Origin of the sequence: Streptosporangium sp. LJ11 (genome assembly GCF_051918945.1) — a bacterium.
Lineage (GTDB): Bacteria > Actinomycetota > Actinomycetes > Streptosporangiales > Streptosporangiaceae > Streptosporangium.
The window spans coordinates 191,378-202,006 of the sequence record NZ_JBPXMB010000022.1; the positions used below are offsets into that span (position 1 = coordinate 191,378).

The following is a 10,629-nucleotide window of genomic DNA, read 5'->3' on the forward strand; positions in this document are numbered from 1 at the left end:
CCGCTCCGGCGCATCCGGCACCGTGACGTTCTTCCGGCGTCCTTCCGTCCGCGGTTCCCGGATCTACGGCCATGACGTCTCCGTCGCGGGACAGACGACGAGTTCCCGGATCTCGCAGCCGGCGGGCTGGCCGAGGGCGAACAGCACGGTGGCGGCCACGTCCTCGGGCTGGTTGAGCCGGGCGTCGGGGCCGGGCCGGTACCGCTCGTCCCGATCGGCGAAGAAGTTCGTGTGCATGCCGCCGGGCACCAGCAGCGTCACCCCCACCTGTCCGGCGAGCTCGGCGGCCAGTGCCCGGGTGAACCCGACGACGCCGAACTTGGCCGCGCAGTAGGCGGTCGCGTCACTCACCGCGCGCAGGCCCAGGGTGGACGCGCAGGTGACCACCCGGCCTCCGGAGCGCCGCAGGTACGGCAGGGCCGCCCGGACGATCGAGGCGGTGCCGAGCAGGTTGACCCGGATCACCCGTTCCCAGTCCGGGGCCGGGACGTCGGACAGGGCCCCGCAGGCGTCGATGCCCGCCGCGGTGACGACGCCGTCGAGCCCGCCGGCCTGTTCGGCGAGCTCGCGCACGGCCCGCTCCGCCTGTTCGCGGTCAGAGACGTCGGCCACGACGTGGTCGACGCCCGCCTCGGGCGCGGTGACGTCGACCACGAGGGGCCTGCCACCCGCCTTGGCGACCGCGACCACGACCGCCCGCCCCAGGCCGGACGCGCCACCGGTGATCAGAATGTTCCCCATCATGTGCCTCTCCTCGGTCGCGAAGTTCCCTTTGTGAAGTTTCAGATCATGAAGCCGCTTGCGCCGCGGCGATGAGACCGGTCGTGGAGTGTCCGGGGACGCTGGGCAGGATCACGACCTCGCCGCCGGCCCGCCGAACCGCCTCGGTCTCGGGCATCTCGCGACCGGTGTAGTCACCGCCCTTCACCCACACATCCGGGCGCAGGTGGCCGATCAGCACGCAGGGGGTGTCGTCGTCGAAGACGGCCACGGCGTCCACGCACTCCAGCGCCCGCAGCACCTCGACCCGGTCGCGTTCGCTCACCACGGGGCGGCCTCGTCCCTTCAGGCGCCGGACGGACTCGTCGGAGTTGACGCAGACGATCAGCGCGTCGCCCAGGGCCCTGGCTCGGCGCAGCAGGCTGACATGGCCGGCGTGCAGCAGGTCGAAGCAGCCCCCTGTGGCGATCAGCCTGCCCCCGGCGGCCCGGACCAGGGCCGTCGTTCGCGAAACCGAACCCGCGAGGCTCTCCGGGCCGGAGACCGGGGGCGCGTCCGCCCGCGGGGTCGATGACCGGCGCCGCCGCGCGGGCCTGGGGAGCCGGACCGCCGCGGCTCCTCCCTGTTCGACGAATCGGGTGGCCTCGCCGACCGCCGTCGCGACCGCGTCCTCGGTGGAGGCGCCCTCGGCCAGGGCCAGCGCCGCCGCGCTCGCGAATCTGTCGCCCGCTCCGCAGGAGTCCCGCCCGGTGACGAGCGCGGGCGGCGGGATCCGGACGGGCTGGCCGCCCCGGCAGGCGAGCACGCTCCCTCGCTCGGCGAGCGTGACGGCCACCGCCTCCGCTCCGAGGTCGCGGACCAGGTCGTAGGCGATCCTGTCCGGGGTGTTGCACGGCTCGGCGCACAGCAGCCGGGCTTCGGGCTCGCTCGGCGTGACGAGCGCGCAGCCGAGCGCGGGCAGGGCGCCCCGCGGATGCGGGTCCCAGATCACCGGTGCGGTGAGATCCCGCAGAAGGTCACGGCAGAGCTCCGCGACGCCGCGGCCGTAGTCGGAGACCAGGATCGCCCGGGCGGCCCGCAGCACGGTGGCGACGCGCTCGTCGGCGAGGCCCTGACCGGGCGGCCCGTCCACGAGGTCGTAGCGGAGCCTGCCGTGACTCATGTGGTGCGGGCCGCGCTCGTCCCCCTCGGCGCCCTGCGCCCAGCCGTCACCCGTGTCGATCCGGATCAGGGTCTGCCCTCGCGCCCGGACCCGCGTCTTGCATACGGTGGTGCCCCGCAGCGGCAGCCCCACCACCTCCACGTGATCGGCGAGCAGATCTTCCAGGCACCGGCCGGAGGCGTCGTTCCCGATCGCGGTGACCAGGACGACCTCGGCGCCGTCGCGCGCGGCGAGCAGGGCCGCCAGGCCGGCGCCACCCGGGCGCCGATGCTCTGACCGCCCGTCGACGACGGGAACCGGGGCGTCCGGGCACAGCCGTTCGGCGTCACCTTCGATGTCCACGTCGAGCAGCGAGTCCCCGAGGACCACGATCGGCCTAATCATGAGCTCTCCCGCGGCGGGAGAGCAGCGGAGGCGCCGTGCCTGTCGAAGTCCTGGCTCCGCCGGTCATGAGCATTCCTCCTCGATCGCCTCGCAGAGCACGTGGATCATCGCAAGGTGCACCTCCTGCACGGTGGCGGTGTCATCGGCGGGCACCGCGAAGGCCTCGTCGCAGAATTCGGCCAGCGGATTGGGCGCGGGGCCGGTCAGCGCCCAGGTCGTGAGGCCGCATTGGCGGGCGGCCTCGGCGGCCGCCACCACGTTGCGGCTCGTGCCGCTGGTGGACAGGCACATCAGTACGTCACCGAACCTTCCATGCGCCCGCACCTGGCGGGCGTATGTCTGCTCGGCGCCGTAGTCGTTGGTGATCGCGCTGACGGAGGAGGTGTCGGCGTGCAGCGGGATCGCCGCGTACGGGCGCCGGTCGTCGCGGTAGCGGCCGACCAGCTCCGCGGTCAGGTGCTGGGCCTCGGCGGCGGAGCCGCCGTTTCCGCAGACGAGCAGCCGGCCGCCGCCGCTCAGCACCGCGGCCAGCTTGCCTCCCCACGTGTAGATCTTGGGGATCTCGCCGTCCACGGCCGACAGCGCCGCGCTCAGCCGGGACAGATGAGGGTGCATGGCTCAGCCTTCCGCGACGGCGAACCGGTCCAGCCGGCCGCTGATCAGAGTCCGGTACACGGATTCGGTCTGGAGGGCCACGTGGGGCCAGCCGTATCGGACGCGGGCCCGCCGCGTTCCGGCCGTTCCGATCGTCTCTCGCAGGCCGGGGCGGGTCAGCAGGTCGTTCAACGCGCGGGCCAGGGCTCGCGGGCGGCGCGGAGGCACCAGCACACCGCAGCCGTCGACCGTGTCCAGGTGGCCGCCGACGGCGGAGGCGATCACGGGCAGCCCGCAGGCCATGGCCTCCACCGGGACCATGCCGAACGGTTCGTACCAGGGCACGCTCACCAGGACGTCGGCCGACCGCATCAGGGCCGGGACCTTCTCACGGCTGACGCTGCCGATCAGACGCACCCTGCCGGTCAGGCCGTGGCCGGTGACCAGTTCGCGCAGCCGCCCGCTCTCGTCGTCGTCGGGCGCGCCGCCGGCGATCACCAGCTCGGCGTCCGGCACGTGGCGCAACGCCCGGACGATCGTGTCGACACCCTTGCGCGGCACCATGCGGCCGATGCTGAGAATGCGTGGCCGGCCGTCCCGGGACACCACCGGGCCGTCGGGGCGGAAGTGGTCCAGGTCGACCCCGCAGGGAACGACCGCGATCTTCCCCTCGAACATGCCCATCGCCCGCAGTTCCCGCACCTCGTCGGCGCAGGTCGCGATGACCGCGTGAGTTCGCCGCCCGATGTCGGCCTCGATGGCGATCCGCTCCGGCGGGCTGGTGTCGGCCGCTCCCTGCCAGCGCCGCTTGACGGTGCCCAGGGCGTGAAAGGTCTGCACGACCGGTATCCCGCAATCCCGCGCGGCCATGAGCGTGGCCAGGCCGCTCATCCAGAAGTGGGCGTGGGCCACATCCGGGGGGCCGGTCGCCCACCTGCGCGTGAGGTGAGCCGCGAAGGCGGGCATGTGCGGCAGCAGCTCGTCCTTGGGAAGCGGCTCCGGAGGGCCCGCGGGAACATGTTCGACGGTCACGCCGGGCGCGATGACCACGGTGTCCGGTTGGTCCCGCCCGCTACGGCGGGTGTGGATGACGACCTCGTGTCCCCTGCCCGCCAGCGCGACGGCCAGCCCCGCGACGTGAACGTTCTGCCCACCGGCGTCGACGCCTCCCAAGGCTGTGAGCGGGCTCGCGTGTTCCGATACCAAGGCGATCCTCATCGAACGACCTCCTTCACGGACGTCAGGCGATCGACGGCCTCGACGACCCGCTCGCTGTCCACCGACGAAAGGCACGGATGGTCCGGAACGGGACACTCCCTGGCCCGGCTGCCCCGGCAGAGGGCCTGCTGATCACCGAGCAGCACCGTCGGCACGCCGTACGGGGCCCAGCGGGCAGCCGGAACGACCGGGGCGAACAGGCTGACCACCGGCGTGCCGACCGCCGCGGCCAGATGCGCCGGGCCGGTGTTGGCGACGACGACCGCGCACGCTCCGGCGAGCACCGCGGCCAGCTGCGCGAAGGAGGTTCTCCCGCCGAGGTCGCGGGCGTGCGTCCCGGCGACCTTCGCGGTGAGTGCCCGCTCCGCGCGGCCACCGGTCACCACGACCCGCCGGTCCGCGCGAACCAGGTCCCGTACCGCCCGCGCCCAGCTCTCCGCGGGCCACGCTCTGGCCTGGACCGAAACGCCGGGATGCACGACCACGTAGCCGGGCGGCCCGGTGAGACGGCCGGCCTCGGGCAGCGGACGCCGTACGGCGAGCGCTCCGCCGTCTCCCCGCGGCAGGTCGAACCCCGCCGCCCTGACCAGGTCGAGCATGCGCTCGGCCTCCGGCACGTCCACAGTCTCGTCGACGATGTGCCGCAGATCCAGCAGCGAGCCGGCGTGGTCACCGCAGATCGCGGCGATCCTCGGCGTCCCGGCCAGCTTCAACAGCAGGGCGAGCGGCAGCGGCGACTGATGGAACGAGGTGAGGATCAATGCCTGTTCCGGGGCCGTCCTCCGCAGGATCCGCAGCAGCCGCAGCGCGTGCGCCCCCGTCATCGGCGACGGTTCGGGGTCGATCCACGGGGTCCGCCACTCCACCACCCGGGACACTCCGGGCAGCAACTCCCCCGCCGCCCGGCCATGCGGTCCCACCATCAGCACGACCTCCCGCGCGCCCTCGGCGACCGCGCGGATCGCGGGCCCGGCCAGCAGGACGTCGCCCGCGTTGTCCGGGCGGGCGATCAGAACGGTGCCGGCCGTCGCGGTGGTCATCGCCGCACCCGCAGCTCACCGCGGAGGCGGTGCGCGCACGCCGCCGGCGGGATGAGCACCGTCGTGATCACCATTCGCCGGACCTCCTCCTTCGTCCGGGGCCCGGGAGCGATGCGCCTCCAGGCGAACTCCGCGGTGAGCAGCGCCCACGCCGTCCCGGCCAGGGCGGCCACCCACCTGGGCCGCGTCACCGCCGTCGCGAGTGCGAGCGCGCCGAGACCGGTGGTCAGGGCGTGCCTGCGCAGGCGACCGGGCGCTCCGGTGGCGGCCCGCCAGGCAGGACCGTGCAGGTGGCGCATCAGCGCGTCGTCGGCGTTGCCACGCTGGAGGCGGACGCTGGCCCAGAATCCGTCGTCCCTGATCGGGTGGCGGGTGACACGCTCGCCCCGGACCAGCCGATATCCGGCCTTCGTCACGCGCAGGGCGAGATCGGCGTCCTCGCGGTAGGCCCGGGGGAAGCGCTCGTCGAACCCGCCGACCTTGCGCAGGACGTCGCGCCGGTAGGCCATGTCCGCGGTGATCCACCCGGCGTCGGTCAGGGCCGCGGTGTTGCGCTCGGCGTCGGTGGGCCGCCGGTCGGGCGGCAGCGGGACCTCGATGCGCCCCTGGCTGCCGCCCACCTCGCCGGGCAGGCCGACGAGATCGGCGCGCAGCGCCTTCTCCCAGCCGGGCTGGGGCACCACGTCGTCGTCCAGGAAGGCGACCCAGGGCGTTTCGGTGGCACGCCAGCCGGTGTTGCGGGCCGCGGCGGGCCCCCGTCCTCCCGAGCGCAGCAGCCGGACGTGGTCCGGCACCCGCAGCGGCTCGGCGGACGTGCCCGCGGGGCGGTCGTCGACCACGATCACCGCCGTCTCCGGGCCCAGCGCCGCCAACGCGGCGAGCGTGGCGGCGAGGCTGGGACGACCGATCGTGGGAATCACCACCGTGATCACGAAGCGAACGCCTCCCCCCTGCGAATCAGGTACGGGCCCAGCACCAGCAGATCCACCGGCGCGGAGCCGAAGCACTCCAGGGCGTCACGGGGGTCGTCGACCATCGGCCTTCCCGCCGTGTTGAGACTGGTGTTGACCAGCACCGGCAGCCCGGTGCGTACCTCGAACTCCTCCAGCGTCCGGGCGAGCAGCGGGTCGTGCGCCCGGTCGACCGTCTGGATCCTGGCGGTGCCGTCGACGTGCACGACGGCCGGGATCCGCTCGCGCCACTCGGGCCGGACATTGTGCACGAAGAGCATGTAGGGGCTGGGGACGGGACCTCCGTCGAAGATCTCGTGAGCCCGTTCGGCCAGCACCATCGGGGCGATGGGGCGAAACTGCTCGCGGCCCTTGACGTCGTTCAGCCGCTCGGTGTTGGCCTCCCACCCCGGATGGGCCAGGAGCGAGCGGCGGCCGAGCGCCCGCGGCCCGTACTCGCTGCGCCCCTGGAACCAGGCCACGATCCGGTCGGCGGCCAGTTCCGCCGCGACCGCGCGGGCCAGATCCGCGGGCCGCTCATAGGGCACCCGCGCCACCTGCAGCCAGGCGGCCAGTTCCTCGTCGCTCCAGCCTCGACCGAGATCGGCCCCCGGCATGGGCGCGGCCGGCTCGCCGAAGGCCTGGGCCAGGTGCAGCGCGCCGCCGAGCGCGGTGCCCGCGTCACCGGCCGCCGGCTGTACCCACAGCTCCTCGAAGGGTCCCTCGGCCAGCAGCCGCGTATTGGCGACACAGTTGAGCGCCACGCCTCCGGCCATGGTCAGGCGCCGATCGCCGGTCCGGCCGTGCAGCCAGCGGGCGAGGTCGAGCAGCACCTCCTCCAGGCACCTCTGGACGCTCGCCGCGAGGTCGGCGTGCTCCTCGGTCCAGGACTCACCCCTGGCCAGGGCCTTGGCATAGCCGCCCCAGTCGACGGGTTCGACCCGGAAACCGCCCTCGCCGTCTGTGTGGATCAGCTCGCGCAGCGCACCCAGGTGGCGCGGCTCGCCGTAGGAGGCCATGGCCATGACCTTGTACTCGTCGCTGGAGCGCAGGAAGCCCAGGTGCTCGGTGACCTCCTCGTACATCAGCCCGAGGGAGTGCGGCAGCTCCTGGGCGGCCAGGATCGTCAGTTCCCCGTCGCGGTAGTGCCCGGCCAGGTGGGAGACCGCCTCGCCTCGTCCGTCGCAGACCAGCACCGCCGAGTCCCGGTACGGCGCGGCCAGCCCCGCCGAGGCCGCGTGCGCGACGTGGTGGGGCACGTATCGGACCTGTGCGGAGTCCAGGCCCGGCAGGGCGGTGGCCAGGAAGGCCGGCGCCCTGCGGGCATAGGTGGTGCGCAGGTCCTCCCAGCCCTCGTCGAGACCCGGCCCGCCCGGCCGCACCAGGTCCGGGTCGTAGGAGTAGGCGACGGCGTCCAGGTCCTCGGGCCGCAGTCCCGCCTGCTCCAGGCACCAGGCCGCGGCGCGCTCCGGCAGTTCCCAGGCGGAGAAGGGAACCGGGCGCTTGCCGTGCTTACGCCGACTGAAACGCTCCTCCTCCGCGGCGGCGACGACCTCCCCGTCGACGACAAGGGCTGCCGCCGGATCATGAAAGATCGCATTTATGCCGAGAAATCTCATGGAGTGGCCTCTCGTTAGCTACCTAATGACTACCGAGAGCAGCGCTTCTCAAACGAGGAATTCGGACATAACCCCACTTAAGGAACAATAAGACTGTATTTTGTCACACTGAGTAGTCGCTGTGGGGTTTCAGTGTTTTTCTGACTGGGTAACGGCGGCTCTCGCAGAGAACAGGCGTGAAATTTCAGGAGCGGGAGAGGTTTGATGTCCAACCGAAAACGACCGGCCGCCGTCCTTTTCGACCGCGACGGCACCCTCATCGTGAATGTCCCCTACAACCGCGATCCCCGCCGGGTGCGGCCCATGCCCGGCGCGCCGGCCGCGCTGGACCGGCTCCGCCGAACAGGCGTGCCGATCGGGGTGGTCACCAACCAGTCGGGCGTGGCCAGGGGCCTCATCGGCGTCGAGGAACTGTACGAGGTGAACTCCCGGGTGGAGGCGCTCCTGGGGCCGTTCGACGTCTGGGCGGTGTGCTCACACGGCGAGGACGACGGGTGCGGGTGTCGTAAGCCCGCCCCCGGGCTCATCTTGAGGGCGGCGGCGGTCCTCGGCGTGAGCGCCCGCGACTGCGTGGTGATCGGAGACATCGGCCGGGACATGGAGGCCGCCCGGGCGGCCGGAGCGAGAGGCATTCTCGTGCCGACCCCGGAGACCCTGCCCCAGGAGGTGACGGCGGCGCCCGAGACCGCCGCCGATCTCGTCACAGCGGTGGAGAGGGTGATCCGATGAGAATCCTGCTGTGGCATGTGCATGGCTCGTGGGCCACCGCGTTCGTCCAGGGCGGCCACGACTACCTGGTGCCCGTCGTCCCGGGCCGGGGCCCCGACGGACGCGGCCGGGCGCTCACCTACCCGTGGCCGCCGAACGTGCGCGAGGTCTCCTGGGACCGGTTACGTGAAGAGGACGTCGACGCGGTCGTCCTCCAGCGGCCGCACGAGGCCGATCTCGTCGAGCGCTGGCTCGGCCGCCGCCCCGGCCACGACCTTCCCGCCGTATACGTCGAGCACAACACCCCCACCGGAGCCATCCCGCACACCCGGCACCACCTCGCCGACCGTACCGATATCACGCTGGTCCACGTCACCTACTTCAACGACCTGTTCTGGGATTCGGGCCGCGCCCCCACCCGCGTGATCGAACACGGCGTCCCCGATCCCGGCTACCGCTACACCGGTGACCTCCCTCGCGCGGGCGTCGTCGTCAACGAGCCCGTCCGACGCCGCCGGGTCGCCGGAACCGACCTGCTGCCCACCTTCGCGAAGGCCGTACCGCTCGACGTCTTCGGCATGAAGGTGACCGGCCTGCCGCAGCGGCTCGGCCTTCCCCTCGGGACCTTCGAGGATCTGCCACAGGAGGTGATGCACTCCGAGCTCGCCCGCCGCCGCGTCTACCTGCACCCCTACCGATGGACCTCACTCGGCCTCGCCCTCATCGAGGCCATGCTCCTCGGACTGCCCGTCGTCGCTCTCGCCGGCACCGAAGCCGTCGAAGCCGTACCTCCCGGGGCGGGGATCGTCTCCACCCGCGTCGCCACCCTGACCGCCGCCCTTGAGGGCTTCGTCGCCGATCCCGCCCGAGCGGCAGTGATCGGTAAAGCCGCACGCGCCGCCGCTCTCACCCGCTACGGCCTGGACCGCTTTCTGTCCGACTGGGACTTCCTCCTCCGCGAGGTTTGCACCCAACGGAAACTCAGCCGGTGGACCTGACATGTGGTTCAGTGCCCGCGCACATGTGGAACAGGGCCTGGTTCATGATGCCGGGTGAACGACGGCGCGTCACGCGCCATGGAGTGCCCGGCCTCCCACGCGCCTCCCGCACCATCCGCGGTTTTCGAGATCGGGCGGCGCCGAACGAACGGGACGTGACCCGCGTCCGGGCAGCCCGAAACGTCACCGACGAGACCATCCAGGTCATCGCCGCGGCCGGAAACGGTCTGACCGCCGCGTTCGCGATCAACGGCGACCTCGTCGAAGCCGATATGCGGGGCGCCCTCGCCTGCCGCCCCGCCCTGCCCTGCGGGCCGGAGCCGATCGGAGAGGCCATGAGGAAACAGGGCACCGGCCGTTCACGGCCCACGAGGGCGGAACGGCCGGCGGTCCGGTCGCCGCGCCGGGACCCGGCACGGCGACCGGAGCGGCGACCGGACGAATCAGATCCGGGTGGAGGCGCGGCGCCTGGACAGCGCCAGCCCAAGAGCGATCATGCCGACTCCCAGGACCAGGTGCAGCCAGTTGTCGGCGTCGTTGACCGGGACGAAGTTGGCGGCACTGTCGTGGCCGACCAGCAGGCCGTACAGGAACAGAAGCAGGTAGACCACGCCGCCACCGATGAGGTAGCCGCGCGCGGCCGACCAGGTGCGGGCCGCGAGGACACCGCCCACGCCGAACAGCAGGTGGACGATGTTGTGCAGAATCGACACCTCGAAGATGCCCAGAAGCATCGCGTCGGAGGTGTGACCGGCGAACTCCAGCGAGTCGTAGTTCGTCGTCACGCCGGGAACGAAGCCCAGCACTCCGACGAGCAGGAAAACGACACCGACGATCAGGGCCGCTGTCTGCAGCGGAGTCCGTACTCGTGTGTTCGCTGTGCTCATGACGCCCCCTTCGGAGAAAGGATCGGAGGACCCTCCGCTGCCCTCGTCGATTCGGTCTACACCCGTCTCCAGATCGGTCCGGCTCCGGGAAGTAGGCACACGAGTTTTCGTCAGGATCCCGGGACATCAACAGGAACGCGGACCGGCACGCCTCCTTCCGCCCGCCTCCGGTGGCCCGTCGCCTGCTCCGGGAAATCATCGCCCGGAAAACAGTTCGGACGGTCGTCCGGAGAGATGTGTGGTCGGAAGGAGACCGACGTGGAGCACATCAACCTTCCACGCCGGTCTCCTCGTGCGGGGTGCCGACGGGTTTGGACTCCGGGGAGCCACGCTGGCGCAGGTAGACCGA

At 72.2% G+C, this 10,629-nt stretch carries 11 protein-coding genes; 2 read left to right on the top strand and 9 right to left on the bottom strand.

Annotated features, from left to right (window positions below; all coding sequences use genetic code 11):
• Positions 1-63 precede the first annotated feature (63 nt).
• From ACTOQ3_RS30170 to ACTOQ3_RS30200, 7 genes are all read right to left on the bottom strand, one after another.
• Entirely contained in the window at positions 64-744 is a 681-nt protein-coding gene (locus ACTOQ3_RS30170; RefSeq protein ID WP_440086820.1) for an SDR family oxidoreductase, read from the bottom strand.
• A gap of 43 nt (positions 745-787) precedes the next feature.
• Positions 788-2,266: a D-glycero-beta-D-manno-heptose 1-phosphate adenylyltransferase gene (gene rfaE2, locus ACTOQ3_RS30175; RefSeq protein WP_440086821.1), complete on the bottom strand. Its 1,479-nt coding sequence runs from the start codon at positions 2,264-2,266 to the stop codon at positions 788-790.
• 63 nt (positions 2,267-2,329) lie between these two features.
• Entirely contained in the window at positions 2,330-2,881 is a 552-nt protein-coding gene (locus ACTOQ3_RS30180) for a D-sedoheptulose-7-phosphate isomerase (RefSeq protein WP_440086822.1), read from the bottom strand.
• A 3-nt stretch (positions 2,882-2,884) separates the two neighbouring features.
• Complete coding sequence (locus ACTOQ3_RS30185) at positions 2,885-4,078, bottom strand: glycosyltransferase (protein WP_440086823.1); 1,194 nt, start codon at positions 4,076-4,078, stop codon at positions 2,885-2,887.
• Positions 4,075-5,118 (bottom strand): glycosyltransferase family 9 protein, encoded by a 1,044-nt coding sequence (locus ACTOQ3_RS30190; RefSeq protein ID WP_440086824.1) that lies wholly within the window; start codon positions 5,116-5,118, stop codon positions 4,075-4,077. The genes ACTOQ3_RS30185 and ACTOQ3_RS30190 overlap by 4 nt, the downstream gene beginning before the upstream one ends.
• On the bottom strand, positions 5,115-6,050 hold the full coding sequence (locus tag ACTOQ3_RS30195) for a glycosyltransferase family 2 protein (RefSeq protein WP_440086825.1): 936 nt from the start codon (positions 6,048-6,050) through the stop codon (positions 5,115-5,117). Before ACTOQ3_RS30195 ends, ACTOQ3_RS30190 begins: the two co-directional genes overlap by 4 nt.
• Positions 6,047-7,687, bottom strand: a complete 1,641-nt coding sequence (locus tag ACTOQ3_RS30200; RefSeq protein ID WP_440086826.1) for a carbamoyltransferase family protein — start codon at positions 7,685-7,687, stop codon at positions 6,047-6,049. Before ACTOQ3_RS30200 ends, ACTOQ3_RS30195 begins: the two co-directional genes overlap by 4 nt.
• Positions 7,688-7,891: 204 nt before the next feature.
• On the opposite strand from ACTOQ3_RS30200, the gene ACTOQ3_RS30205 reads away from it, so the two are divergent.
• Both ACTOQ3_RS30205 and ACTOQ3_RS30210 read left to right on the top strand, forming a co-directional pair.
• A complete protein-coding gene (locus tag ACTOQ3_RS30205; protein WP_440086827.1) occupies positions 7,892-8,416 on the top strand; it encodes a D-glycero-alpha-D-manno-heptose-1,7-bisphosphate 7-phosphatase in 525 nt (174 codons plus the stop codon).
• Positions 8,413-9,393: a glycosyltransferase gene (locus tag ACTOQ3_RS30210; protein WP_440086828.1), complete on the top strand. Its 981-nt coding sequence runs from the start codon at positions 8,413-8,415 to the stop codon at positions 9,391-9,393. The genes ACTOQ3_RS30205 and ACTOQ3_RS30210 overlap by 4 nt, the downstream gene beginning before the upstream one ends.
• 443 nt (positions 9,394-9,836) lie before the next feature.
• Here the strand turns inward: ACTOQ3_RS30210 and ACTOQ3_RS30215 are convergent, their stop codons facing one another.
• Both ACTOQ3_RS30215 and ACTOQ3_RS30220 read right to left on the bottom strand, forming a co-directional pair.
• Entirely contained in the window at positions 9,837-10,280 is a 444-nt protein-coding gene (locus ACTOQ3_RS30215) for a DUF4383 domain-containing protein (protein ID WP_440086829.1), read from the bottom strand.
• A gap of 268 nt (positions 10,281-10,548) precedes the next feature.
• The coding region (locus ACTOQ3_RS30220) for a DUF6766 family protein (RefSeq protein WP_440086835.1) at positions 10,549-10,629 on the bottom strand (81 nt) is incomplete at its 5' end.

Bases quoted from the DNA above. Each gene is read 5' to 3' on its own strand.
- ACTOQ3_RS30205 (WP_440086827.1), top strand. From the start codon at position 7,892: ATGTCCAACCGAAAACGACCGGCCGCCGTCCTTTTCGACCGCGACGGC.
- ACTOQ3_RS30190 (WP_440086824.1), bottom strand. From the start codon at position 5,118: ATGACCACCGCGACGGCCGGCACCGTTCTGATCGCCCGCCCGGACAAC.
- ACTOQ3_RS30215 (WP_440086829.1), bottom strand. From the start codon at position 10,280: ATGAGCACAGCGAACACACGAGTACGGACTCCGCTGCAGACAGCGGCC.
- rfaE2 (WP_440086821.1), bottom strand. From the start codon at position 2,266: ATGATTAGGCCGATCGTGGTCCTCGGGGACTCGCTGCTCGACGTGGAC.
- ACTOQ3_RS30170 (WP_440086820.1), bottom strand. From the start codon at position 744: ATGATGGGGAACATTCTGATCACCGGTGGCGCGTCCGGCCTGGGGCGG.
- ACTOQ3_RS30180 (WP_440086822.1), bottom strand. From the start codon at position 2,881: ATGCACCCTCATCTGTCCCGGCTGAGCGCGGCGCTGTCGGCCGTGGAC.
- ACTOQ3_RS30185 (WP_440086823.1), bottom strand. From the start codon at position 4,078: ATGAGGATCGCCTTGGTATCGGAACACGCGAGCCCGCTCACAGCCTTG.
- ACTOQ3_RS30200 (WP_440086826.1), bottom strand. From the start codon at position 7,687: ATGAGATTTCTCGGCATAAATGCGATCTTTCATGATCCGGCGGCAGCC.
- ACTOQ3_RS30210 (WP_440086828.1), top strand. From the start codon at position 8,413: ATGAGAATCCTGCTGTGGCATGTGCATGGCTCGTGGGCCACCGCGTTC.